This is a genomic window from Stenotrophomonas sp. YJH_SMC_94-11 (genome assembly GCF_059370435.1).
On sequence record NZ_JCAFTR010000008.1, the window covers coordinates 23,285 to 48,821 of the forward strand.

The following is a 25,537-nucleotide window of genomic DNA, read 5'->3' on the forward strand; positions in this document are numbered from 1 at the left end:
GCGTCTGCTCAGAACTCGGGATCCCAGTCGACCACGACCAGATTGGCCTCGAAATCGACCGATTTGACGAAGTCCGGCAGCACGAACGGGATCATCCGCTCGCGGTCACCACGGACCACCACCACATCATTGGCGCCGGTGCTGAACAGGTGCGAGACCTGGCCCAGGGCGACGCCCTCGGTGGTCGTCACGTCCAGGCCTTCCAGGTCCACCCAGTAGTACTCATCGGGCTTCGGTGGCGGCAATGCACTGCGGGCCACGTAGATTTCGGTGCCGCGCATCGCTTCGACCACATCGCGATCCTCGACCCCGGGAAAACGGGCGACCAGGTGCTTGCCGCTATCGCGGCCACGTACACCTTCAATCGTGGTTTCCACGCCGGACGGGCTGCGCACGATCCACGGCTGGTAACGGAAAATGGCGGAACGTGGCTCGGTCCAGGACTCGAGCTTGATCTCGCCGCGCACACCAAAAGCGCCGACAACCCTGCCCAGCAGGATGCGGCGCTCGATATCTTTCATCTGCTTCAACCAAGAGGGCCACGCCGAAGCGTGGCCCGTCAGGATCAGGCCGCAGCGGCCTGGGACTTGGTCGCTTCCTTGATCAGGTTGCGGACCTTGTCGGTCGGCTGGGCGCCGTTCTTGACCCAATGGTCAACGCGGGCCAGGTCCAGCTCGATGCGCTTCTCGGCGCCCTGGGCGACCGGGTTGTAGAAGCCGACGCGCTCGATGTTGCGGCCGTCGCGCGCGCTGCGCACGTCGGTGACGATGATGTGGTAGAACGGACGCTTCTTGGCGCCGCCGCGGGTCAGTCGAATCTTGACCATGGTGTTTTTCCTATTGCCCAGTCGCCAGGATGGCGAGGTAAGCGGGCGATTATAGCGGCAGATCGCGGCCGGGCCAACCCCGGGGATGAACTCCCGGGGTCAGATCCCTTTTGCGGCGCAAAAGGGATCTGACCCCAATTTGTCCCAGGCCACCGCCGCCAGCACCGCCCTGCCCTGTTCAGCCAGCGCCTGGGAGCCGGCCAGGGCATGCCCGTCAATGGCCTCCAGCGCCCACAACCCGCTGGCGTTGCAGGCAAAAGCCGCCTTCACGCCGGCCAGATCGGCCAGCCGCAGCGGCTGAGTGGCCTGAGGCCCCGGCCAATGCTGCTTCAGCAGTGCCTCGGCAGTCCCGCGCAGGGCCGGCGCCTGCGGCCAGAGCAGCCGTTCACCATCGTGCACGGCCAGATTCCAGGTGCTGCCTTCACTCACGTGGCCATCGGCGGTCGCGAACAGCACATCGTCGAAGCCTTCCGCCATCGCCGCGCGACGCTCGGCGAACAGGCCGAAGGTGCCCACATGCTTGATCTGCGGCATCTCGCGCTGCCAGGCCACGCTGCGCACACGCTTGGAGGCGGTCAGCGTCATCGGCGCGGACACCGCCACCAGCACGTCCACCGGCACCGCCGCCAGCGGATTGCGGAAATCAAAACGGCGCGAGTACACGGTCACCCGCAGCGAGGCATCGGCCTGCCCTGACTGCTGCAATGCCTGCGCCATCCACGCCTGCACCTGCACCGTGTCCAGTTCGCTGCCGAACAGTTCGCGCGTAGCCTGTGACAGCCGCGCCAGATGCAGGCCCAGCCCCTGCACTGCACCACCACGCACCTGCAGCGAAGTGAAGTGGCCATAGTTCACCAGCGCCGGCAGCAGGTCTTCCACCTGTGCCGGCAGGCCGTTGCAGGTCAGCGTCATCGCAGCAATGCCTGCGCCTGTTCCCACATGCCGCGCAGCACGTCGGCGGCCGGCTGTGCCGGCGCCATCCATGCTGACTGCCCGGCCCAGGCCTGCATCGCCGCCAGACGATTTTCCTGTGCCGCCTGCCTGCGCATCGGGGCGGTCAGGCCGCGCTGCACCGGGTATGGACGCGGCGCGGGGGCGCCTTCTGCGGCAGCGGCGCGCACATAGGGCGTCGCCAGGCCACGGCCCAGGCGACCACTGAAGGCGCGGGTCGGCCAGGTGTCTTCCGGTTCGCTGGCGGCCAGCCCATCGGCCCACGCCGAAGCGATCGCCGCTTCCGGCGTGCGCAGGAAGGCGGTGCCGATCTGCACCGCACTGGCGCCCAAGGCGAGTGCGGCAGCGATACCACGGCCATCGGCGATGCCGCCGGCGGCAATCACCGGAATCTGCAGGTGATCGGCCAGGCGCGGCAGCAGCGCGAACAGGCCGACCAGCTGGCGCTCGGCCATCGCCGGATCGAAGGAACCACGATGGCCGCCGGCCTCCGCGCCCTGCGCCACCACCGCATCGGCACCGGCGTCCTGTGCCGCGCGCGCCTCGGACAAGGTGGTCGCGCACGCGATCCAGGCGATGCCGGCATCCTTCAACTGCTGCACGTGGCGCGGCAACAGCACGCCCATGATGGTCGAGGCCACCGCAGGACGCGCCGCCAGCAGTGCGGCAAACTGTTCCTCGAAGTCGGCTGGCGTGGCCTCGGCGGCGCTGGCCGGCACCTCCGGGCCCCATTGCGCCAGGAAGGCGCGGCTGGCGGCCTCGGCGGCAACGTCACGGGCCGGTACAGGGTCCGGCACCCACAGGTTCACCTGCGCCGGACCGCTGGAGGCTGCGCGGAAGTCATCCATCCAGCGACCGATATCGGCCGACGACGACAGCACCGCGCCCATTGCGCCCATGCTGCCGGCGTTGGCCAGCGCGGCCGACAACGGTACCGGGCAGGCACCGGCCATCGGTGCCAGCAGGATCGGAACGGAAATGCCAAAGCGCCGGCAGAACGCCTCGGCGCGGGAAGTGACAGCGGAACTCTGCATGACGGCCCATCGTTTCGGACAGGCCCCCATGGTGCGCGCAGGACGGGGGTAGAGTCGAGCTTGCTCGACTGCACCGCGCTCGACGCTACGCAGGCCGCGCCGACCACAGCGCGCACCCACGCATCAACGCATCAACGGAACGGCATGCCGCGGCCGCCCATGGCGCCCATCATCCCCTTCATGCTGCGCAACATGCCCTTCATGCCACCGCCGGCCATCTTGCTCATCATCTTTTCCATCTGCATGTACTGCTTCATCAGCTTGTTGACGTCGGCCGGCGTCACGCCCGAGCCCTTGGCGATGCGCGCGCGGCGCGAGCCGTTGAGCAGGTTCGGATTGCGCCGTTCCTTCTTGGTCATCGAGCTGATGATGGCGATCATGCGCGGCACTTCCTTGCCCTGGCTGACCTGCTGCTTCAGATGGTCGGGGATGTTGCCCAGGCCCGGCAGCTTGTCCATCAGGCCGCCGATGCCGCCCATGTTCTGCATCTGCTCGAGCTGGTCACGCATGTCGTTCAGGTCGAATTTCTTGCCCTTGGCGACCTTCTCGGCCAGCTTGGCGGCCTTGTCCTTGTCGACCTGCTGCTCGACCTGCTCGACCAGCGACAGCACGTCGCCCATGTCGAGGATGCGGCTGGCGATACGGTCCGGGTGGAACACGTCCAGGCCTTCCGGCTTTTCACTGACACCGACGAACTTGATCGGCTTGCCGGTGATGTAGCGCACGCTCAGCGCGGCGCCGCCGCGGGCGTCACCGTCGGTCTTGGTCAGCACCACGCCGGTCAGCGGCAGGGCATCGCCGAAGGCCTTGGCGGTATTGGCCGCGTCCTGGCCGGTCATGGCGTCGACCACGAACAGCGTTTCGGCCGGATTCACCGCAGCGTGCAGGGCCTTGATCTCGGCCATCATCGCTTCGTCGATGGCCAGGCGGCCGGCGGTATCGACCAGCAGCACGTCGACGAACGACTTGCGTGCATCGTCGATGGCTGCGCGGACGATGGCTTCCGGCTTCTGGTCGGCGCTGGACGGGAAGAACAGCACGCCCACCTGCTCGGCCAGGGTTTTCAGCTGCTCGATCGCGGCCGGACGGTAGACGTCGGCCGAGACCACCATCACCTTCTTCTTGCGCTTTTCCTTCAGGTGCTTGGCCAGCTTGCCCACGGTGGTGGTCTTGCCGGCGCCCTGCAGGCCCGCCATCAGGATGATGGCCGGAGCGGGCACATTGAGGTTCAGGTCGCTGGCTTCAGCGCCCATCACCGCAGTCAGCTCGTCGCGCACGACCTTGATCAGCGCCTGGCCCGGGGTCAGCGACTTCAGCACTTCCTGGCCAACCGCGCGCACCTTGATGCGCTCGATCAGGGCCTGCACCACCGGCAGCGCAACGTCGGCTTCGAGCAGCGCGATGCGCACTTCGCGGGTCGCCTCGCGGATGTTCTCCTCGGTCAGGCGGCCGCGGCCACGCAGGCGCTCGATGGTGCCGGAAAGGCGCTGGGTCAGGGACTCGAACATGCGGCGCAACCTGTCTGAAAGCGGGGGACAATAATGCAGACAGTATAACGGGTCTGGCTGTCTCCCCGGACTGCGGCCACGGGGCCGTCGCCAGCATCACGGGGGTATGCGAAACTGCAACGATGACAATCGTTCTCATCGCCGTCCTGCTCTACCTGGCTGCCAGTGCCCTGCTGGTGCGCGCGCTTGGCCGCGATGAGACGACCGGCTCCCCCATCTGGCTATGGCCGGCCCTGCCCGCCATGCTGCTGCACGGCGGCTACCACGTGATGGTGGCGATGCGCACCAACGGCGGGCCGGACATGCACTTCTTCGCCGCACTGTCGCTGGTCGGCCTGGGCATGGCCTGGCTGACTTCGCTGGTCGGCGCGCGCGGGCGGATGTCGGCGCTGGGCGTGGTGGTGTTCCCGCTGGCCGCCGTGCTGCTGCTGGCCTACCACGGTTACGGCCACGAACCGAGCAAGGTGCTGGGCTGGCGCCTGGCCAGCCACGCCTGGCTGGCCCTGCTGGCCTACGCCACGCTGAGCATCGCCGCGCTGCTGGCGATCATGCTGTGGCTGCAGGAACGCGCACTGCGCCGCCGCGAGTTCCGGCCTTGGCTGCGCGCGCTACCGCCGCTGGCCGACCTGGAATCACTGCTGTTCCGGGTGATCACCGTCGGCTTCGCGCTGCTGACCCTCACCCTGGTCACCGGGGTGCTGTTCGTCGACGACCTGCTGGCGCAGAAGCTGGTGCACAAGACCGTGCTGAGCGTGCTGTCGTGGATCGTGTTCGGCGTGCTGCTGATCGGCCGCCGGCGCTACGGCTGGCGCGGCATGAAGGCGGTGCACTGGACGCTGGCGGCGATGCTGTTGCTGCTGCTGGCCTTCTTCGGCAGCCAGTTCGTGATCGAACTGGTGTTCGGGCATTCGCGATAGGCGGTGTGCCGACCAACGGTCGGCACCCACCGGCGCTACCGTCAAGGCTGGGCCAGGATCTTCCGCACCGAACGACCACTGTTGGTGACGATGTCATCAACCTGCCAGCATCCCTGCCCGTGGCGCACCATCGGCAGGCGGGTCAGGTAGGCCTTCTTCCACACCGAATAGCGCATCTCGACCTGGCCGGCGGAGGCCGAAGCCTCCTTCCAGCTGTAGCGCACCGGGGTTACGATGTCACCGTCCTGCGCATCCAGCCACGGATCCGAATCGATTGTGCAGATGCCCTCTTCGCGCTGCTGGCAAGCGCGCTCTCCGCGCAGTGCCTTGCCGAAAGCAGGGCTGACCAGGGCCGGGGGTGGCTCCAGCAGATCACCGTTGCCCGTCGTTGCCTCGTAGAAGGCGCGGGCCACCGCCTCTGGTTCCTGGCAGGCGGGTGACGCCTGCACGGTGGGGGCCAGCAGCAGCCCGGCGATCATCAACATCCATGTCTTTCGCATGTATTGGTCCCTGAGGTAGTGCCGGCCTACAACCCGTAACGCTCGATCACGTCCAGATGCGGCTGGCGATCCTGGTCACAGGCTTCAGCCAGGCGCAGCCAGCAATGCGGATGCGGCCACGTCGCGGTGTGCTGCTGCAGGAAGCGGTGCAGTGCCAGCGGTGCGTGGTCCTGCGGCTGGGCCACGGTGAACAGCAGGCCGGGCAGCGTACCCTCTTCCACATCGGGGTCGGTGACGGTGTAGTCCGGCCGGCTGTGTGACCACACCTTCCAGCCCTGTGCTTCGGCCGCCTCGACGAAGGCATTCCAGGCCTCTTCGCCCGGGTGCGCGCCATCGATCATCCAGCTGCGGGCGAAGCCGCCGCGCTCCAGCACATGCACCTGCGCATAGGTCGGGATGAAATGCTCGCGTGCTTCCTCCTCCTCTGGTGCCGGATGCACCAGCGCGGCATCGAACACCACCCAGTCGCCCACCTGCTGGGCGCGGTTGGACGGTGCGTTCTCGACGATGCGCGCGGTCACCGGACCGCTGCGACGGGCGTAGTACTCCATCGGTTCGCCGTTCTCTTCGCTGCGGATGATCACCCAGCCCCACGGCTCCTCGACCACGCCATCCTGGCTGGACAATTCCATGCCGATCGCCGCCGCCGAGCGGCGCACCGCGTCCCAGTCGCGCGCCGCGCTGGCTGCACTCATGTGGTCCCAATACGCGGCATTGGGCTCCTCCAGCAGCTCCACCAGCTGTGCATAACAGGCCTGGGCCTCGCTGAAACGGCCGGTTTCCATGTACATGCGCGCCAGCGTGCCGCGCGCGCCGTGCGAGCCCGGAGACAGCTCCAGAAGCGATCGGGCCGCCTGCTCCAGCGCCGGCCAGTCGGACACGCGGCGTGCACGCTGCACCTCGCACCAGTGCGCGAACACCGGCACGCTGCCGCGATAGAGATCGGCCAGCTGGCGCAGTCCGTCGTCGTCGCCCTGTTCGGCCAGCCAGCGCATCAGCGTGTAGGCCGCGGGGCCATCGTGCTGGGTATGGCCGCGTACGAACCGCCACAGCAGCGACCGCGCCTCGGCCTGCGCGCCGCAGGCATTCAGCGCGGAGGCAGCCATCTCGGCAAGCGCCTCGTCATCGGGCAGCTCGGCATGCGCCTGCAGCAACCACTGCGCTTCGCGCTCGGGATCGCGCGACTGGTTCTGTTCGCCCTGCGCGTCCAGCCATGCCAGCAGCTCGCCCGCCGGCACCGGCAGCGGCGCGACGTCCGGCAATGCCTCGATGCGCGCGGCCAGGCCGGCCACAAGCGCCGCAGCACCCCGATCCTGGCGCAGCTGCGCCAGATGGGTGCGGGCCAGTTCCAGCTGCCGCAGTGCGACCCAGCGCGCGCCACGCTGCAGCGCCAGCTCCAGGCTCAGCGCCGCGACTTCGATCAGCAGGCGGTGCGAACCGACCCGTGCGAAGTGCTCGATGATGGTGTTGAAGCGCGTGCCCAGATCCCACGTATTGCGCGCGGGATCACGCTGGCACAGTGCTGCGGCGGTGTTTGCCCACAGCCGCCAGTAGTTCGGGGTCAGCTCGCTCCACGGCACCAGCTGCTGCAGCGCCTCTTCGTCGCGGCCCAGCTGGGCCAGCGCCCAGGCCTTGGACAAGCGACGCGGCACCGTGCAGTTGGCCGGTTCGTACTCCCCGGAGGCTGCCACTTCGGCCTCGCGCTTCTCGATCAGCGCCAGTGCCTCGTCGGCGCGGCCGACAGCGAGCAGGATCTTGATCTGCATCTCGGGGAAGCTGTCGAACACTTCCTTGCCACAGGCTTCCACGGCATCGGCCTGCACCTGCAGGTAATCCAGCGCCTCCTGGCCACGGCCATCATCGAGCAGCGCATCGGCCTTCTCGCAGCTCAGGCACTGGAAACAGGCCCAGCTCGGATCGATGCGGCCAAGGGTTTCGTCGCAGACCTCGATGCGCTCGGGCACCCAGCCCGGGCCATCGATGTTGCCGTAGCAGGCGGCCAGGTCCTGGGTCACGCAGATCGACTGCGGGCATTCCAGGGTGTCCTCGCGGTGCGCGCGCTCGAACAGCGCTACGGCTTCGCCGAGTGCGCTCTCGCCTTCCACGCGGTTGCCGACGCGGTTGCGCAGCGCCCAGTGGCCGACATAGACGTCAACCCAAGGGTTGTCCAGCGCCTTGCCCAGGGCGCGTGCTTCGGGCAGCAGGGCATCGACGCGGTCGATCTGCAGTTCACTGACCTCGTCGGCGAGACGGTTCAGCAGGTGCGCGTTCTGCGCCTGGCCGGCCTGGCGCAGGTCACCCTGCAGCTTTTCGACCCAGTTCCAGATGTCCATGGGGATAATTGCTCCTGTCTAGCGAAGGCTGGATGAGAGGGTGCGGTGCTCAGCGCAGCATCTGCTGCAGGGCACCGGCGATATCGGTGAAGGCACCATTGAGATCCGGGCCCGGCGTAGCGGTCGCGCGCGCCAGCGGGCGGCCCTGCGCGGCGACGATGACTTTCAGCGAGCGCAGCAGGCGCGCCGCAGCCTCGGCCTGTGGGTGGCCCTCGCGCTGGGCGCGCAGCAGTGCCTGCACCGCCGGGTTGTCGAGGTTGAGGTAGAGCCGCGAGGGTGCGCGTGATTCGATGCGCGCGGTGAACTGGCGCGCCAGGCGCAGCGCGGCCATCGAGACGCGCTTGTCGTTCTCGTCGTCTTCCAGCCGCTGCTTCAGCTCGGCCTCGCGGTCGGGCACCACCACCACCGGCAGCGCCTCCGGGCTGAAACGTGCGGGCAGCAGCTGCTCGCCGTCGCCCAGCTGTTCGCGCAGCCACGCCAGCTGCGCCTCGTCGAGGCTGTCATCACTGCGGAACAGTGCGCGGTTGCCCTGCTCGGTGCCGAGCTCGACCAGGCGCAGGCCCTTGGCCTGGGCCCAGCGCCGCAGGAACGGCACCACCGCGTAGCGATGGCCATGCGCGACCGGTACGCCCATCGCGCGGAACAGCATCTCTTCAAAGCCGCCGCCGTTGTCGAGGATGACATGCACGGCACCGCGCGCCGGCAGCGCACTGGCCGGCAGGTCGCCCTGCGAGGTCGGTACCCGCACATGCTCCATCAGCAGTTCGAACAGGCGCTCATCGCACAGTGCCGCACCCAGCAGGGCCTCGTTGTGGCGGGTCAGCACGCGCCGCCAGGCTTCCGGTTGCTGCTTCGCAACGTCGGCCAGGCCGTCGATCAGCGCCTCCAGCAGTGCATGCTGCACCGCGCGGTACTGGTCATCGCGCTGCAGGTCTTCGCGGCTGGCGGTGGGCGTCAACCGCGAGGATTCGATCACTCCGCCGATGAATCCGGCCCACGGCGGCAACAGGTCGCGCGCGTCGTCATCCAGCAGCATCCCACGCACGAACACCGACAGGTTGCGGTTGTCGCTGGTGCCATAGGTGGCGCCATCCTGCACCCACAGCAGGCCAGCGGCATCGCTGTTGCCATCGGCGCGCAGCGGCACGGTGACGATCGGTTCGAAATCGTGCTCGAACCGCGCTGCGAACTGCAGCGCCTGCCGACGCGCCTGCACCGGATGCACGGCGACATCCCCCTGGCCGCGCCACGGCGGCGGCTCGGGATTGAGCGCCTCGCCCGCAGCACCGATGAAGATCGGCTCGGACAGCAACGCGCAGTAGCGGCCCAGCACCTCATGCAGGCGCGCCTCGTTGGCCAGCGGCAGGAAGTCCGGATGCAGCTCCAGCTCCACCTCGGTGCCGACCGCGCGTGCAGGCACTTCGCTGACGGTGTATTGCTCGGCGTTGCTGGACACGTACAGATGGCCCAGATCCGGCGCCTGGTACGAGGTGGTTCGCACACTGACCCGGCGCGCCAGCACGAAGGCCGACAGGAAGCCGAGACCGAACATGCCGATCAGCCCTTCATCGTCCTCACCGCCCTGGCGCAGGCCACGGGTGTAGCCGACGCCGACGGTGGCCAGGTAATCGTGGATCTCCTGGCGGGTCAGGCCAGCACCGGTATCAGTGATGCGCAGCACGCCGGCACCGGCATCAACCTGCACCGAAATGCGCGAAGGCACGTCAACACCGGGCTGCTCGATGCGGCGGCGGATGATCGAGTCATGCGCGTTCTGCACCAGCTCACGCAGCGCCACCACCGGGGTGGAATACAGGTGCTTGCCCAGCACCGTCATCAATCCATTGAGATCGACCCCGGCGCGACGGATCTCGGCGTTGGGGGCGGTGAGTGCGGTGTCCTGCATGTAATCGTTTACTCCTGGGCACGGAAAGACGCCAGAGGGCGTCTTCGTCGAGCGGGAAAAACTAGCACAAGGAAGCTGACCGTTGCCGTGATTGACGTTTGTAGAGCCGGCCTCACGCCGCGTCGATGGCCTCGGACAGGCGTTCCACCGCGATCACCTCCATGCCTTTCACCGAACCGCCCTTGGGCGCATTGGCCTTGGGCACGATGGCGCGCTTGAAACCATGGGTGGCGGCCTCGCGCAGGCGGTCTTCGCCATTGGGCACCGGGCGGATCTCGCCGGACAGGCCCACTTCACCGAAGGCGATGGTCTTCTCCGCCAGCGGCCGATCCTGCAGCGACGACAACACCGCCAGCAGCACCGGCAGATCGGCGGCAGTCTCCTGCACGCGGATGCCACCGACCACATTGACGAACACGTCCTGGTCGCCGACCAGTACGCCGCCATGGCGATGCAGCACCGCCAGCAGCATCGCCAGGCGGTTCTGCTCCAGGCCGACCGCGACACGGCGCGGGTTCGACAGCGGCGATGCATCGACCAGCGCCTGTACCTCCACCAGCAGCGGCCGTGTGCCCTCGCGGGTGACCATCACGCAGCTGCCCGGTTGGTGGGTGCTGCCGCCGGAGAGGAAGATCGCCGAGGGGTTGGAGACCTCCTTCAGGCCCTTGTCGCCCATCGCGAACACACCCAGCTCGTTGACCGCACCGAAGCGGTTCTTGAACGCGCGCAACAGGCGGAAGCGGCTGCCGCTCTCGCCCTCGAAGTACAGCACCGCGTCGACCATGTGTTCCAGCACGCGCGGGCCGGCGATGCCACCCTCCTTGGTCACGTGGCCGACCAGGAACACGGCAGTACCGGTCTCCTTGGCGAACCGCACCAGCCGCGCCGCACTCTCGCGGACCTGGCTGACCGAACCCGGCGCAGCGGTCAGGCTCTCGGTCCACAGGGTCTGCACCGAATCGGCCACGATCAGCCGCGGCCCAGCCCTGGAGGCATGCTGCAGGATCGACTCGACCCCGGTCTCGGCCAGCGCGTTGACTCCGTCCAGTGGCAGCTCCAGGCGGTGCGCGCGGCCGGCCACCTGGGCCAGCGACTCTTCACCGGTGACGTACAGCACCGGCAGTTCGGCCGCCATCTTCGCCACCGCCTGCAGCAGCAGCGTCGACTTGCCGATACCCGGGTCGCCGCCCACCAGCACCACCGCGCCTTCGACCAGGCCACCACCCAGCACGCGGTCGAACTCGCCGATGCCAGTGGAGACCCGGCGATGCTCGGTCTGCTCCACGTCCTTCAGCGCGGTGATCTTCGGCGGATCGATCTTGCCGGCCCAGCCCGCCCGCCGCGACGCCGGTGCCTTGGCCGCCGCCGCGCTCTCCAGCACGATTTCAGACAGCGAGTTCCAGGCGTTGCACTCCGTGCACTGGCCCTGCCATTTGCTGAATTCGGCGCCGCATTCATTGCAGACGTAGGCGGTGCGGGCTTTGGCCATCGGATGATTTCCAGCAACGGGAACAGGCGTGGCAGGATAGCCGAGCCCGGTCGCAGCTGCTGCGACCGCTCAAGTCCTGCCCACCCGCGCCGATAGGGGTCGCGGGCGTGCGCCTTGCGGGCGCCCCCTTCCTCCCCCACTGGATTCAACATGACTGGCAGTTACAGTCAGAGCCTGGTCATCATCTCCCTGCTGGTGGCCATTCTTGCTTCGTACACGGCGCTGGACATGGCCGGGCGCCTGGCCACCGCCGAGGGCCGCGTGGCCCGCTGGTGGCTGGCGGGGGGTGCGGCGGCGATGGGCCTGGGCATCTGGTCGATGCACTTCATCGGCATGCTTGCCTTCGACCTGCCGATTCCGCTGGGCTACGACCTCGGCATCACCCTGTACTCGCTGGCGGTCTCGATCGGCGCCTCCGCCTATGCGCTGTGGCTGGTGTCGCGCCCCACCCTGCCGTGGCGCCGGCTGTTGGCCGGGGCCGTGCTGATGGGCCTGGGCATCGCAGCCATGCACTACCTGGGCATGGCTGCGATGCGCATGCAGCCCGGCATCAACTACCACCCGGGCTGGTTTGCCGCCTCCATCGCGGTGGCCATCGGTGCCGCTGGCGCCGCACTGTGGATCGCCTTCCGCCTGCGCGCCGAGCAGCGCCACACCCTGCTCCTGCGCGTGCTCGCATCGCTGGTGATGGGCCTGGCCATCGTCGGCATGCATTACACCGGCATGGCGGCGGCGCGCTTCCCCGAAGGCAGCATCTGTGGCGCCGTCGGCAGTGGCGGCATCGACACGCGCTGGCTGGCCGTGCTGGTGATCGTCACCACCGTGGCCACGCTGGGCATCGCCCTCGTGGCCTCGCTGTTCGACCGGCAGATGCGCGTGCGCACCGGGCTGCTGGCCGATTCGCTGGCGCACGCCAACGACAAGCTGATCCAGGCGGCACTGCATGATCCCTTGACCCAGCTGCCCAACCGCATGCTGCTGCAGGACCGCATCGAGCAGGCCATCGAGAAGGCGCGGCGCCGCAATCATGCGGTGGCGGTGATGTTCTGCGACCTGGATGGCTTCAAGGCGGTCAATGATGCCTATGGCCACCAGCTTGGCGACCGCCTGCTGGTGGCGGTGGCGCAGCGCATCGGCGGCCTGCTGCGCCCGCAGGACACGTTCGCCCGCCTCGGCGGCGACGAGTTCGTGATCGTGCTGGCCATCGATATTCCCGACGATGCGGTAGTGGTGGCCGAGCGCATCATTGCCGCCGCCGGTGAGCCGTTCACGCTGGATGCGGCCGAACTGCAGGTCAGCGCCAGCCTGGGCATCGCCCTGTATCCGGATGACGCCAGCAACGAGCGCGAGCTGATGGCGCACGCCGATGCGGCGATGTACCACACCAAGGAGACCGGGCGGAACGGCTATACCTTCTTCACCCCCTCGATGCAGCTCAGTGCCAATCGCCAGCTGCGCCTGCTGCAGGACCTGCGCAAGGCCATCGCCCGCAACGAACTGATCCTGCATTACCAGCCCAAATTTCCGGCCGCGGGCGCACCGGCCACCGGGGCCGAGGCGCTGCTGCGCTGGCAGCACCCGGAGCTGGGGCTGCTGGCACCGGATCTCTTCATTCCGATCGCCGAACGCAGCGGCCTGATCCTGCCGATCGGTGACTGGGTACTGGACCGGGCCTGTGCGCAACTGCGGGCATGGCACGATGCCGGGCATGCGGAATGGACCATGGCAGTGAATCTCTCGCCGTTGCAGTTTGCCTCGCCGGCACTGCTGGACAGCGTGCGCGAGGTGCTGGAGCGGCACCGGATCGAACCTGCACGGCTGACCCTGGAGATCACCGAGACCACGGCGATGAAGGACGTCGATGCCAGCTTGGCGATCCTCAGCGACCTGACCGCAATGGGCGTGCACATCGCCATCGATGATTTCGGTACCGGCTATTCCAGCCTGCTCTACCTCAAGCGGATGCCAGCCACCGAACTGAAGATCGACCGTGCGTTCGTGCACGACCTGGAACGCAATGACGAGGACGCCGCCATTGTCTCGTCAATCATCGCGCTGGGCCGCACCCTGCAGCTGCAGGTGGTGGCCGAGGGCGTGGAGACCCAGGCGCAGCGCGAGTACCTGAGCGAGCTCGGCTGCGACCAGCTGCAGGGCTACCATCTGGGCCGGCCGATGGAGGCCGAAGAGTTCCTGCGCCGGGTGGGGTGAGGCCCCGGTTTCGGGGTCAGAGCCCTTGCCTGCGGCATGGGCTCTGACCCCATCCACGCAACTCCATCCACGCATGGCGTGGATCTACCCGGGCCCCGGGGTCAGAGCCCTGCCCTGCGGACAGGGATCCGACCCCATCCATCCGCCAACAGAAAGGCCGCCCGAGGGCGGCCTTTCTGCGTGGCAACGTCGCGAGGACGTCAGTGCATCATGTGCACGTTCATGTTGTGCATGACCCACAGGGTGCCGATCACGATGATGCCGATCACCACGACGGTGAAGGCCGCAGCGTTGACGTTCCAGCGACTTTCCGAAGAGCGATCCAGGTGCAAGAAGAACACCAGGTGGACCAGCATCTGCAGCACCGCGGTGACTGCGATCACCACACCGTTGACGGTGCGCGAGAAATCGCCCGACATCACCATCCAGAACGGGATGACGGTCAGCACCACCGCCAGCACGAAGCCGATCAGGTACGACTTCACGCTGCCGTGGCTTTCGCCGCCGGTGCCGTGGTCGTGTGCATGGTTGTCATGTGCCATTACAGCGCTCCATTGAGGTAGACGACGGAGAACACGCCGATCCAGATCAGGTCCAGGAAGTGCCAGAACAGGCTCAGGCACGCCATGCGGGTCTTGTTGGTCGGGGTCAGGCCGTACTTCTTCAGCTGCACGAACATCACCAGCAGCCACAGCAGGCCGGCGCTGACGTGCAGGCCATGGGTACCGACCAGGGCGAAGAACGCCGACAGGAAGGCACTGCGGTCCGGACCGTAGCCCTGATGGATCAGGTGCTGGAACTCCCACACTTCCATGCACATGAAGCCGAAGCCCAGCAGCCAGGTGATGCCCAGCCACAGGTACATCTGGCCCATCTGCTTGCGGTGCATGGCAATCATGCCCAGGCCGAAGGTCAGCGACGAGGTCAGCAGCAGCGCGGTTTCCCACGCCACGAACGGCAGCTCGAACAGGTCCTTCGCGGTGGGACCACCATCGGTACCGCCCGCCAGCACCACGTAGGTGGCGAACAGCGAGGCGAAGATGAGGCAGTCGCTCATCAGGTACACCCAGAAACCGAAGACGGTGTTGCCGCCGGTATCGTGGTGCTCGTGGTCGTCATGGCCATGGGCCGCCGCGTGCGCGGCGTGCCCGTGGCTCAGGGTCGAGGTATTGGTGCTCATGCCTTCAGCTCCGACTTCACCAGGCCCTGGGCTTCCAGGTGCTTGCGGTGTTCGTTCTCGATGCGTTCCACCTCGGCGGCCGGGACCCAGTAGTCCACGTCCTGGTCGAAGGTGCGGTAGATGAACGTGGCGATCATGCCGACGAAGCCGACGATGGCCAGCCACCAGATGTGCCAGATCATCGCGAAGCCGAACACCAGGCTGAAGGCACCGATGACAACGCCCGTGCCGGTGTTGCGCGGCATGTGGATGTCGGTGTACTTGGCCGGCTTCGGCCAGGCTTCACCCCGCTGCTTGCGTTCCCAGAAATCGTCCAGCTCGGTGACTTCCGGCAGCGTGCCGAAGTTGTAGAAGGCCGGCGGCGAAGAGGTTTCCCACTCCAGCGTACGGGCATCCCACGGATCGCCGGTCAGGTCGACGGTCTTCTTGCGATCGCGGATCGACACGGCCACCTGGATGATCTGGCACAGGATGCCGGCGCCGACGATGAACGCGCCGCAGGCGGCAACCAGCAGCAACGGCTCGTAGGCCGGGTTCACCGTGCTCTGCAGGCGACGGGTCATGCCCATGAAGCCCAGCACGTACATCGGCATGAAGGTCACGTAGAAGCCGATGAACCAGCACCAGAACGCGCACTTGCCCCAGAACTCATTGAGGCGGAAGCCGAACATCTTCGGCCACCAGTAGGTGATGCCGGCGAACATGCCGAACACCACGCCGCCGATGATGACGTTGTGGAAGTGGGCGATCAGGAACAGGCTGTTGTGCAGCACGAAGTCGATGGCCGGGATCGCCAGCATCACGCCGGTCATGCCGCCGATGACGAAGGTGACCATGAAGCCGATGGTCCACAGCACCGGGGTGGTGAAGTGCACGCGGCCACGGAACATGGTGAACAGCCAGTTGAAGATCTTCACGCCGGTCGGGATCGAGATGATCATCGTCGTGATGCCGAAGAAGGCATTGACGTTGGCACCCGAACCCATGGTGAAGAAGTGGTGCAGCCACACGATGAACGACAGCACGCCGATGCAGGCGGTGGCGTAGACCATGCCCTTGTAGCCGAACAGCGCCTTGCGCGAGAAGGTCGCGATGACTTCGGAGAACACACCGAACGCCGGCAGGACCAGGATGTACACCTCCGGGTGACCCCAGATCCAGATCAGGTTGATGTACAGCATGGCGTTGCCGCCACCGTCATTGGTGAAGAAGTGCGTACCCAGGTAACGGTCCAGGGTCAGCAGCACCAGGGTGATGGTCAGCACCGGGAACGCGGCCACGATCAGCACGTTGGTCACCAGGGCGGTCCAGGTGAACACCGGCATCTGCATCAGCTTCATGCTCGGGGTGCGCATCTTGAGGATGGTGATGAAGAAGTTGATACCACTGAGCGTGGTACCCAAACCCGCCACCTGTAGACCCCAGATGTAATAGTCCATGCCGACGCTTGGACTGTATTCGATGCCCGACAACGGCGGGAACGCCAGCCAGCCGGTGGCAGCGAACTCACCGATCCACAGCGACAGCATGATCAGCACCGCACCGGACACGAACAGCCAGAAGCTGAGCGAGTTGACGAACGGGAACGCGACGTCGCGCGCACCGATCTGCAGCGGCACGGCCAGGTTCATCAGGCCGGTGATCAGCGGCATCGCCACGAAGAAGATCATGATCACGCCGTGGGCGGTGAAGATCTGGTCGTAGTGGTGCGGCGGCAGGTAACCCTCGGAGCCACCGACGGCGATGGCCTGCTGGGTACGCATCATGATGGCGTCGGAGAAACCGCGCAGCAGCATGACAAAGGCGACGATGAGGTACATCACGCCGATCTTCTTGTGATCCACCGAAGTGAACCACTCCTTCCACAGATAGCCCCACAGCTTGAACTTGGTGATCAGGGCGACGACGCCCAGGCCACCAAGAACCGCGCCGACCAGGGTGGTCAGCACGATCGGATCGTGGGGGATCGACTCAAGAGAGAGTTTTCCCAACATGTTCATTCTCCCGAACCCGCGTGGCCGGCATGGCCTGCGTGTTCGTGTTCGGTGGCATCCAGGTTTTCACCCGATTCCTTGGAATCATGCGCGTCACTCGGGGCATGGCCCTCGTGCGCTTCATGGGTGGCGGCATCGGCAGCGGCGGCACCGGCATGCGAGTGCTTCATGCCGTAATGCTTGTTGTCGCCCATGTGCTTGGCGATGACCCAGTCGAACAGGCCTTCTTCGGTCTTGCCGAAGTAAGTGACCGGATACCACTCGGCGTTGCGCGCTTCACCCAGCGCCTTGAACGAGGCCTTGTCCAGGGTCTGCTCGCCGGCGCGGACCTGGTCCAGCCACTGGCGGTACTCGGCATCGGTGACCGAGTAGGCGGTGAAGTGCATCTTGGCGAAGCCCGCGCCGCTGTAGTGCGAGGACATGCCCGGGAATTCACCGGTCTCGTTGGCGATCAGGTGGAGCTTGGTCTCCATCGCAGCCATCGAGTAGATCATGCTGCCCAGGTGCGGGATGAAGAAGGCATTCATCACCGAATCGGACGTGATCTTGAAGTTCAGCGGCGTGTTGACCGGGAACTTGATTTCGTTGACGACCGCCACCTTCTCTTCCGGATAGATGAACAGCCATTTCCAGTCCAGCGAGATCGCCTCGATGGTGACCGGCTTGACGTCCGAATCCAGCGGACGATACGGGTCCAGTGCGTGCGACGAACGCCAGGTCAGGACCGCCAGCACCAGCACGATCATGCAGGGAATGGACCACACCACCACCTCGATCGCCGTCGAGTGGGACCACTTCGGCTCGTAACGGGCCTTGGTGTTGGAGGCGCGATACTTCCACGCGAACGTCAGGGTCATGATGATGACCGGGATGACGACCAGCAGCATGAGCACGGTGGCCGTGATCAGCAGGGTCTTCTCATCCTGGCCGATCTGGCCCTTCGGACTGAGGATGGCCACGGCATCGCAGCCGGTGAGCATCACCAGCAACGACAGCAGCAGGCCCGGGCGCAACCAGCGCCCAAGGGTTTTCAACGGAATCATCGGTCGATCCAATTGCGAGGGAATGCCGTTCCCCGTCCCTGCCTGTTCCGGCCAAAGCCGGTCCCACCGGTCCGGAAGACAGGCAGGGAGGTGGGGTCGAGTCAGCCTTTCAATTTTAGGCCGTCACCCACCATTTAAGAAAGGCATTGACATTGATCGAGCGCAGGAAAGGCCCGATTCTGGCTGCGACACGTTGTCGCACCGCGCAGGCGCGGCCAGCAGGACGCCTGCGGGCGGCATCCTGGCATCAGGTGCTGGCCGGCAGTCCGCCCTCGTTCGGCAAAGTCACCTGAACCTGTTCAGGCGTGCTGGCGGGTGCCTGGCGTGGGATGCTCGGCGCAGGAGGAAGGCCCGTGGACAAGATCGACTTCAAGAAGCGCGACCGGGCGCTCTATCAGGCCCCGATGGGCCGGTTCGTGACCGTGGACGTACCGCCCCTGCCCTACGTGATGGTCGATGGTCGCGGCGACCCGAACACGGCCCCCGCCTACCTGCAGGCCGTGCAGTGGCTGTATTCGGTGAGCTATGCACTGAAGTTCGCGCTGAAGGCCGAAGGGCGCGACTACGTGGTACCACCGCTGGAAGCGCTGTGGAGTGCCGAGGACCCAGCCAGCTTCGTCGCACGGCGCAAGGATGAGTGGGCCTGGACCGTAATGATCCGCACACCCGAGGGCATCGGCCCTGCGCAGTGGCAAGCGGCGATCGGAAAGGCGCGCGCGAAGCTGGGAGAGGCGCCGCCCAGCCTCCGCCATGAAGTCCTTGCCGAGGGCCCCAGCCTGCAGACCTTGCACGTGGGCGCCTACGACGACGAGGGACCCGTCCTGGCGCAGCTGCATGACGAAGTGATGCCCGCACTGGGATACACCTTTGCCGGCCCCCATCATGAGATCTACCTGAGTGACCCGCGCAGGACCGACGCAGCGCGGTTGAAAACCGTGCTGCGGCAGCCGGTGCGGCCGATCGGGCCTGATGAGGATTCCCGCAGATGACACGAGGAATGCCGTGCGCCTGAACAACCGCCTGATGCGCTGGACCACCCTGCCCGCCGGGCGCCGCCTGATGGCCGTGCTGGGTGCTGCACTGGTGATCATGCTGGCCTGCAATCCGGATCTGCTGCCGTTGTTACCGGTGGTGGATGCGCTGGGGCTGGACGTGCTGATGCTGTTGCTGGGTGCGCAGGTGGTGGCGGTACTGCCTTGGGTGCGGGAGCGGGCCGCGCGCGGGATCAGAGTGCTCGCACGCCTGCTGATCGGCGCATTGGCGGGAGCTGCAGGTGGTTATCTCCGGCAGCTGGCGTGGTGGCTGGCGCGTGACGCGAGGATGGCAGGCCGTTGATGGAATCCCGCTGCTAGACGCCCAAACAAAAGCCCCGACCTGAGCCGGGGCTTTTCATGCAACTGGTGCCGGAAACAGGAGTCGAACCTGCGACCTACGCATTACGAATGCGCCGCTCTACCAACTGAGCTATTCCGGCCTAGCTGGGCATTGTAGGACTACAAGCAACATGCGGTCAATGGCCGCGCATCTACCCTCTTCATGGGCCAACAAGCCGCTACCAGCTACTGATAGTGGCTTTCACGGATGACCCTGGAACATCGCTGGTCGAGATCAACATGAAATGACTTCAGTCCACCTTCTGGCAGCAGAACCCTGTCATGGACGTGCTGGACCGAGAAGCCAATATCTGCGGTGCCGGAAGACTCCTCCGCAATCCGATACATCTCCCGTTTCCATCCCCTCGTCTCTTGAACGTAAGTCTCGATTGTTGTCACGCATCGTTCTAGCCCTTCCCACCCCTTCTCGCCTCGGGACTCCTCCGCTGCACAGCCGCCCGCCATCAGCAATGGAAACAGCAGCCCAACTTTCAAGGTGACTAAGCGTTTCATCTGCGCCCCTCAATGATAGGTATGAAAACGCACACCCCTCATGACTTCCAATCATCTCAGCGATGTCTCCACCCGGTTCGCACACACCCGCCCCTCGGCGAAATCCCGCAGGTTCCCCAGCGTGATTGCCGAGATCTCCTGCAGCGCCTCTACGGTGAAGAAGCCCTGGTGGCCGGTCACCAGCACGTTGGGGAAGGTCATCAGGCGCTGGAAGGCCTCGTCGTCGATGATCTCGCCGGACAGGTCCTGGAAGAACAGCGCGCTTTCCTGCTCGTAGACGTCGATGGCCAGATGACCCAGCCGCCGCGACTTCAGCGCGCGGATCACCGCATGGGTATCGACCAGCGCGCCGCGCGAGGTGTTGACCAGCATCGCGCCGGTCTTCATCCGCGCCAGCGAGGCGTCGTTGATCAGGTGCCGGGTATCGGGCGTCAGCGGGCAATGCAGCGACACGATGTCGGCGCGCGCCAGCAGTTCATCCAGCCCAACCATGTCGCCCACGCCGGCGAAGGCCGGCGATGGATACGGGTCATGCCCCAGCACGGTGCAGCCCATGCCATTGAAGATGCGCGCGGTGGCCAGGCCGATCTTGCCGGTGCCGACGATGCCGACCGTGCGTCCATGCAGAGTGCGGCCGAGCAGGCCATCGAGCATGAAGTTGCCCTCGCGCACGCGATTGTAGGCGCGATGGGTCTGCCGGTTGAGCGTCATCACCAGCGCCAGCGCGTGCTCGGCCACGGCTTCGGGGGAATAGGCCGGCACCCGTGCGACGAACAGCTCCAGCGCTTTCGCGGTGGCCAGGTCCACATTGTTGAAGCCGGCGCAGCGCAGCAGGATGGCGCGTACGCCCAGCGCATGCAACGCGTGCAGAACCGGCGCGTCGAGACGGTCATTGACGAACACGCAGACGGCGGCGCAGTCCTGCGCCAGTGCGGCGGTATGCACGTCCAGCGCGGCATCGAAGTACACGAACGCAAAGCCCTGCCCGGCCGCATCGCGCTGGTTGGCCTCGTCGAGGAAGCGACGATCGTAGGGGCGGGCACTGAAAACGGCGATCTGCATGGACAGGCCTGGCTGGAATTCCCTGCCGACCATACCGCAGCACCTGCCCTGATGGGATGGTCCCGGCGATACGGATATCGCCGGGACCGAGTGCCCCTTAGAACCGGTAGCCCAGGCCCAGCATCACGCCGTTCTGGATCTGCCCGTCGCGGCGCTCACCCACGTAGTCGGCCATGATCGACAGGCGGTCGCTGGCGCGACTGGTCACGCCGACGTTCCAGGCCAGCACCTGCTCGCCCACGGCCTGGCTGCTGGCACCAAACACCAGGTCCGGGGCCGCAGCAAAGCCGGTGCTGTAGCGCGCCTGCGAATCGCCCAGCTCCTTCTGCCAGACCACGCGGGCACGCGGGGTGATGCGCTCACCGTTGTTGCCTTCGAAGGTCTTGAACAGCTGCAGGCCGGCACCCACACGAATGCTCTCCAGGCTGCCGCTGCGGCCCACCAGCGCACCGGCGCCCTGCCCTTCATTGAAACGGGTGGCCGAGGTCCGTGCGTAGTCCACCACCGGCAGCAGCGGCTGGATCACCAGACCCTTTCCAGTGGTGAAGGAGAACGCATGCTCCACCCGTGCCGAGATGGCATCGTTGCTGTACTTCGCGCGCAGAGGCTGCTGCAGCCCATCAATGCCGCTGACACTGCGGCGGGTGTCATGCCGCAGGTCGGTGTAGCGCACGGCCGCCGACAGGTAGCCCCGCGAATAGGTCGCATCCAGGTAGCCGCCCACATCCAGCGCGCGTACGTCGCCACTGAAGCCGGAGCCGTCGCTGGCCTTGGTCGACATGTCGGCGGCGGCCACGCTCACGCCGAGGGTCACGCGGTCATCGGCCACGCGGGTATCGGCACCGATCACGATGCCGCCGACAGTGTGGCTCAGGCCGGCCACACCACCGTCGGCGTCGATGCGGCCATGGCTGGCGAAACCGCGCGCCCACAGGCCATGGCTGCGCCCCGCCACGCCGCTGTCGCCAGCAGCTTCGCCGGCCGGTTCAACCAGATGCATGGCCAGCTGGTTGAACAGGCTGCCATGGCGCATGCCCGGCTGCGCCGACACCGACTGCGCCGCCTGCGAAGCCAACCCGTCTGCATCGCCGCCACTGCGCATCGCTGCCTGGTGCTGCTGCACCACGTTGCCGATGCTGCCGATCAGTGCATTGTCGGCCAGGCGCAGGCTGGCATGCGCGTCACCGCGCAGGGCGCCAGCCTGCTGTGCGATCACATCACGGTCAGCGAACTGCAGCGCGCCGAGCAACGACTTCAGGCCGCTGTCCTGGCGGTCCGATGCAGCGGCCAGCGCGCGCCCTAGGCCGTCGCCGGAGGTGCCGTTGGCGAACAGTCCCAGCTGATCGAAGCCCGGGTTGGCGGTCAGCCACAGGCCGTCGGCGGTCTGGTTGACGTTGAAGCTGAGCAGCGAATTGTGGCGCGGGCGGAACACTTCACCGGCCGTGACGCTGGCGCTGTAGCCGGCATCGCCCAGCCGCACGGCATCCTGGAAGCCCCCCTGGTAGATCGGTCCTTCCACCAGGTCGCGACGGTAGGTGCCGGAATAGAAGCCCTGGGCCACGTTCAGCGCCAGATGTGCGCCCTGCGCGATCACCAGCGCGCCCTCCTCGGAGCCGCCATCGTAGAAGCTGCCGACGCGCAGGCGGCCACTGCCGGTACCACCGGTTTCGGTAACATCGAACAGCACCTGCCCGCCGGGCATGATGTTGACGTAGCCGTGGGTCACCAGATCGCCACCACGCGGCATCAACGTGCCGAACACGCGCAGGCGGTTGAAGCCGTCTTCGCGGTAGGACGGGCCGGTGCCATCCAGCAGCGCATCGCTGTCGGTGCCGACCGATGCGATATCACCGTGGCCGACCACGATGCTGCCCGGCATCACGCGCAGCTCGGGGGTGCGCAGCGCACCACCCTCCAGTGCGATGGTGCCGTTGTCCACCAGAATGAAATCGGCGCCAGTGGTTTCGGCGGTGCGCCAGGTAGCGCCATTGCTGACACGGATCACGCCCGCCGAACTGGCCAGGGTTGAGGCATCCAGATCGGCCAGCCGCAGCTGGCCGCGCAGTTCATTCTGGACGTCGGGATCGGCGAGCAGCTGCTGCAACGACTGCGCGCCGATACCGTTCGCCCCCCGCGTGGAGACGTTGTACAGGCTCACCGCATCGTTGATGTAGGTGCTGGCCCAGTCGGTGTTCCAGCGCGCGAAATCGTCGTCGACGAAGGCCTGCAGCTGGCGCGCGGTGCGCAGGTAGCCCGGGTTGATGTCGCCGCTGACGTTGCTGGTGACACGGAGGGTGTCGCCCGGATCGCGATAGCCTGCCGTGTTGATGATGTTGTTGCCGCGGATGTCCTGGCCCGGGAACGACTCCAGCTTGCTGCCGCTGCCATCCGGATCGAAGGTGACCGACGTACCCGTGGTGCGCGCCGGGTCGCGGAATACCAGCAGGCCATTGGGTTGAACCACTTCATACATCGCCTTGTGCAACAGGCCCGCATCCATCCCGCCGCCGTAGTTGCCTGTGTAGATCTGGGTCATGCGCGCTGACGGCGCATAGGTGATCTTGCCGCCACTGCTGGCGGCGTGGATCTGCACCGAGTCGACCAGTGGCAGATCGCCGCCGAGGTAACGGTTGACGCCACCGGACTGCATGATCGAGCAGGACGAGATGCAGTGGCCGGACACGATGGTGTCCAGGCCCTGGGTGCGGATCACCGCCTGCAGCCACTCGCCGGCGATCAGCGCGCCACCATTGGATGTGCGCAGCACGACTTCGCGGATCGGACGGCCTTCAGCCTGTGCCTTGGCCAGCAGCGCGGGCAGCGCCACCACGTCAGCAACGGTGACGCCGCCGCTGAGGAAGACGCGATCGTCCCGCACGTGATAATTCATTGCCATGACGTCATCAACCGCCGCCATGGCGGTGACGCCCATCAGCCCGGCCAGGGCCAGGCTCAACTTCGAATGTTTCATGCGTTCTCTCTCCACCCGCAACACACGGGTCAGGAGTTCAACGTCCGGGCGGCGCAAACTCCCCCAGCGCACCAGCCCCCGAAACATGAATGCATTCACAATGAAATCAGGGGCCATGCACACTCTTCCCCATCCGGTCATCGTCGCGTAAAACTCGAAGACGCACCCGCCACCGACGCCCGAGGCCAGCCCTGTCCACCCCCTCTCCTCTGATCCATCGCGCGCCGGACCTGTCCGTGCCGACGGACGCGTTCATTGCGTTCGTACGGGAAGAACGCGCGCCGTTGTGCGCTTTCCTGCGCACGCGCGGCGTTGGGCCGGAGGATGCCGAGGACATCGCGCAGGACTGCATGGAGCGGCTGATCCGCTATCGCGCGCACAGTGCCGACGAGCTGCGGTTGCTGCTGTATCGTATCGCCCGCAACCGCCTGGCAGACCGTGGCCGCTCGTCGCAGTCGCGGCCACACCTGTCCCTTGCCGAACACGATGGCGGCGACGAGCCCTCCAGCACGTCGCCCGATCCATTGCGCCAGGCCGAGTCCGGGCAGATGCTGTCCCTGCTGCGGCAGGCCCTGTTCAAGCTGCCCGAGCGCGCGCGCGAGGTGTACCTGCTCAACCGGATCACCGGCATGAGCTATACGCAGATCGCGCGGCACTGTGGAATCACCGCCAAGACCGTGGAAAAACATATCGCCCGCGCCCTGCAGGGCCTGCGCCAGGAACTCGGATCGGATCCGCTGCACAACGACAGGGACAACGGATGAGTCACGCCAGCCCCAGGGAAGACACCCTGCTGTTTGAACGCGCCAGCGCCTGGGTGGCGCGGCTGGAGGCTCCGGACTGCACGCCGGGCGAGCGAGAGAGGTTCGAGGACTGGCTGGCCGAGGACCCGGCCCATGTCAGCGCCTGGATCCAGGCCGAGACCCTGTTCCAGCGGGGCGAAGAACTGGCCGCCGACCCGTGGCTGCGCACCGCCGCAGCACGTGCCGCACGGCCGGCACAGCGTCGCTGGCTGCCGGCAGTGGCCGCCGCCGCAGGCGTCTGCCTGGCCATCGGGATCGGCTGGATGGTCGCCATCGACGGCAACCCCACGCCGCTGCGCTATGCCAACGATTCCCACCAGCCCCGGCAGCAGACGCTGGCCGATGGCAGCGTGGCCACGCTGGATGCGGGCACCACGCTGCATGCCCGATTCGGTTGGCGCCATCGCAACCTGGTGCTGGAACGGGGCCGCGTGCAGCTGCAGGTCGCACCGTCGAGCAAGGCGCTGCAGCTGCGCGCCGGCGACAGCACCATCCGCGACATCGGCACCACCTTCCAGGTGGAGCGCCTGAACGACGGCCTGGTCGAAGTCGCACTGCTGGAAGGTGCGGTGGAAGTCAGCAATGGGGGGACGCAGCACACCCTGGCACCCGGCCAGCAGCTGCAGGTGCTGCCATCGGGCCGCTTCCAGCCCGGCCCGGCGCTGTCGTCCAATGCCGCTGCCGAAGGCTGGCTGCAGGGACAGCTGGTGTTCGATGCCACGCCGCTGTCGATCGTGGTCGAGCGCATGAACCGCTACAGTCGCACGCCGCTGGTGATCGCCGATCCCGAGATCGCCAGCCTGGCCGTGAGTGGCACCTTCCGTGCCGGCGATGCGCAGGAACTGCTGTCGGCGCTGGAACTGGGCTGGTCGGTGGCTGACCAGGCGCGACCGGATGGCGCGCTGGAACTGCGCCGCACGTACTGA

At 66.6% G+C, this 25,537-nt stretch carries 22 protein-coding genes and 1 tRNA gene; 6 read left to right on the forward strand and 17 right to left on the reverse strand.

Features of this window, described 5'->3' with window-relative positions; all coding sequences use genetic code 11:
* Nucleotides 1-8: 8 nt before the first annotated feature.
* The 5 genes from rimM to ffh form a co-directional block, all read right to left on the reverse strand.
* The gene (rimM, locus tag AC5P74_RS14350) at nt 9-521 is read right to left on the reverse strand and encodes a ribosome maturation factor RimM (RefSeq protein ID WP_019659264.1); all 513 of its coding nucleotides are present in this window, start codon (nt 519-521) and stop codon (nt 9-11) included.
* A gap of 44 nt (nt 522-565) precedes the next feature.
* Nucleotides 566-826 carry a 30S ribosomal protein S16 gene (gene rpsP / locus AC5P74_RS14355; RefSeq protein WP_005415733.1) on the reverse strand — a complete coding sequence of 87 codons (261 nt, stop codon included), beginning with the start codon at nt 824-826 and terminating at the stop codon, nt 566-568.
* Nucleotides 827-925: 99 nt separating this feature from the next.
* Nucleotides 926-1,738 (reverse strand): aminotransferase class IV family protein, encoded by an 813-nt coding sequence (locus AC5P74_RS14360; protein ID WP_206620219.1) that lies wholly within the window; start codon nt 1,736-1,738, stop codon nt 926-928.
* Nucleotides 1,735-2,811 carry an NAD(P)H-dependent flavin oxidoreductase gene (locus AC5P74_RS14365; protein ID WP_206620220.1) on the reverse strand — a complete coding sequence of 359 codons (1,077 nt, stop codon included), beginning with the start codon at nt 2,809-2,811 and terminating at the stop codon, nt 1,735-1,737. The genes AC5P74_RS14360 and AC5P74_RS14365 overlap by 4 nt, the downstream gene beginning before the upstream one ends.
* A 131-nt stretch (nt 2,812-2,942) precedes the next feature.
* Nucleotides 2,943-4,319: a signal recognition particle protein gene (gene ffh, locus AC5P74_RS14370; RefSeq protein WP_005408591.1), complete on the reverse strand. Its 1,377-nt coding sequence runs from the start codon at nt 4,317-4,319 to the stop codon at nt 2,943-2,945.
* Nucleotides 4,320-4,441: 122 nt separating this feature from the next.
* Between ffh and AC5P74_RS14375 the strand changes: the two genes are divergently transcribed.
* The gene (locus AC5P74_RS14375) at nt 4,442-5,236 is read left to right on the forward strand and encodes a cytochrome C assembly family protein (protein ID WP_005415730.1); all 795 of its coding nucleotides are present in this window, start codon (nt 4,442-4,444) and stop codon (nt 5,234-5,236) included.
* A 41-nt stretch (nt 5,237-5,277) separates the two neighbouring features.
* Here the strand turns inward: AC5P74_RS14375 and AC5P74_RS14380 are convergent, their stop codons facing one another.
* The 4 genes from AC5P74_RS14380 to radA form a co-directional block, all read right to left on the reverse strand.
* Nucleotides 5,278-5,736, reverse strand: a complete 459-nt coding sequence (locus AC5P74_RS14380; RefSeq protein ID WP_206620222.1) for a YqhG/Tai3 family protein — start codon at nt 5,734-5,736, stop codon at nt 5,278-5,280.
* A 26-nt stretch (nt 5,737-5,762) separates the two neighbouring features.
* Nucleotides 5,763-8,069 (reverse strand): tetratricopeptide repeat protein, encoded by a 2,307-nt coding sequence (locus AC5P74_RS14385; protein WP_171958145.1) that lies wholly within the window; start codon nt 8,067-8,069, stop codon nt 5,763-5,765.
* Nucleotides 8,070-8,118: 49 nt separating this feature from the next.
* Complete coding sequence (locus AC5P74_RS14390; RefSeq protein WP_206620223.1) at nt 8,119-9,975, reverse strand: ATP-binding protein; 1,857 nt, start codon at nt 9,973-9,975, stop codon at nt 8,119-8,121.
* Nucleotides 9,976-10,087: 112 nt separating this feature from the next.
* Nucleotides 10,088-11,464, reverse strand: a complete 1,377-nt coding sequence (gene radA, locus AC5P74_RS14395) for a DNA repair protein RadA (RefSeq protein WP_005408586.1) — start codon at nt 11,462-11,464, stop codon at nt 10,088-10,090.
* Between the two features lie 150 nt (nt 11,465-11,614).
* Here radA and AC5P74_RS14400 point away from each other — a divergent pair, with 150 nt between their 5' ends.
* A complete protein-coding gene (locus AC5P74_RS14400) occupies nt 11,615-13,672 on the forward strand; it encodes a putative bifunctional diguanylate cyclase/phosphodiesterase (protein WP_235642866.1) in 2,058 nt (685 codons plus the stop codon).
* A gap of 200 nt (nt 13,673-13,872) precedes the next feature.
* Here AC5P74_RS14400 and cyoD read toward each other — a convergent pair whose 3' ends face one another.
* Genes cyoD through cyoA form a run of 4 tightly spaced genes read right to left on the reverse strand, consistent with a single transcriptional unit; the run spans nt 13,873 to nt 17,889 of the window.
* A complete protein-coding gene (gene cyoD / locus AC5P74_RS14405) occupies nt 13,873-14,214 on the reverse strand; it encodes a cytochrome o ubiquinol oxidase subunit IV (RefSeq protein ID WP_005415725.1) in 342 nt (113 codons plus the stop codon).
* Nucleotides 14,214-14,852: a cytochrome o ubiquinol oxidase subunit III gene (gene cyoC / locus AC5P74_RS14410; RefSeq protein WP_005408583.1), complete on the reverse strand. Its 639-nt coding sequence runs from the start codon at nt 14,850-14,852 to the stop codon at nt 14,214-14,216. Before cyoC ends, cyoD begins: the two co-directional genes overlap by 1 nt.
* Complete coding sequence (gene cyoB, locus AC5P74_RS14415) at nt 14,849-16,846, reverse strand: cytochrome o ubiquinol oxidase subunit I (RefSeq protein ID WP_032954024.1); 1,998 nt, start codon at nt 16,844-16,846, stop codon at nt 14,849-14,851. Before cyoB ends, cyoC begins: the two co-directional genes overlap by 4 nt.
* Before the next feature lie 2 nt (nt 16,847-16,848).
* Complete coding sequence (cyoA, locus tag AC5P74_RS14420) at nt 16,849-17,889, reverse strand: ubiquinol oxidase subunit II (RefSeq protein ID WP_005415723.1); 1,041 nt, start codon at nt 17,887-17,889, stop codon at nt 16,849-16,851.
* Nucleotides 17,890-18,242: 353 nt separating this feature from the next.
* Between cyoA and AC5P74_RS14425 the strand changes: the two genes are divergently transcribed.
* Nucleotides 18,243-18,878, forward strand: coding sequence for a GyrI-like domain-containing protein (locus AC5P74_RS14425; protein ID WP_346607482.1), 636 nt, complete (start codon nt 18,243-18,245; stop codon nt 18,876-18,878).
* Between the two features lie 13 nt (nt 18,879-18,891).
* A complete protein-coding gene (locus AC5P74_RS14430; RefSeq protein ID WP_235642867.1) occupies nt 18,892-19,224 on the forward strand; it encodes a hypothetical protein in 333 nt (110 codons plus the stop codon).
* Between the two features lie 63 nt (nt 19,225-19,287).
* Here AC5P74_RS14430 and AC5P74_RS14435 read toward each other — a convergent pair.
* The 4 genes from AC5P74_RS14435 to AC5P74_RS14450 form a co-directional block, all read right to left on the reverse strand.
* Nucleotides 19,288-19,363, reverse strand: a tRNA-Thr gene (locus tag AC5P74_RS14435).
* 85 nt (nt 19,364-19,448) lie between these two features.
* Nucleotides 19,449-19,775 carry a hypothetical protein gene (locus tag AC5P74_RS14440; protein WP_095377775.1) on the reverse strand — a complete coding sequence of 109 codons (327 nt, stop codon included), beginning with the start codon at nt 19,773-19,775 and terminating at the stop codon, nt 19,449-19,451.
* Between the two features lie 51 nt (nt 19,776-19,826).
* Nucleotides 19,827-20,837, reverse strand: coding sequence for a 2-hydroxyacid dehydrogenase (locus AC5P74_RS14445; RefSeq protein WP_346607481.1), 1,011 nt, complete (start codon nt 20,835-20,837; stop codon nt 19,827-19,829).
* Nucleotides 20,838-20,934: 97 nt separating this feature from the next.
* Nucleotides 20,935-23,808 (reverse strand): autotransporter domain-containing protein, encoded by a 2,874-nt coding sequence (locus AC5P74_RS14450; protein WP_346607480.1) that lies wholly within the window; start codon nt 23,806-23,808, stop codon nt 20,935-20,937.
* Between the two features lie 236 nt (nt 23,809-24,044).
* On the opposite strand from AC5P74_RS14450, the gene AC5P74_RS14455 reads away from it, so the two are divergent.
* Nucleotides 24,045-24,572 (forward strand): RNA polymerase sigma factor, encoded by a 528-nt coding sequence (locus AC5P74_RS14455; RefSeq protein WP_080352916.1) that lies wholly within the window; start codon nt 24,045-24,047, stop codon nt 24,570-24,572.
* Complete coding sequence (locus AC5P74_RS14460) at nt 24,569-25,537, forward strand: FecR family protein (protein ID WP_346607479.1); 969 nt, start codon at nt 24,569-24,571, stop codon at nt 25,535-25,537. The genes AC5P74_RS14455 and AC5P74_RS14460 overlap by 4 nt, the downstream gene beginning before the upstream one ends.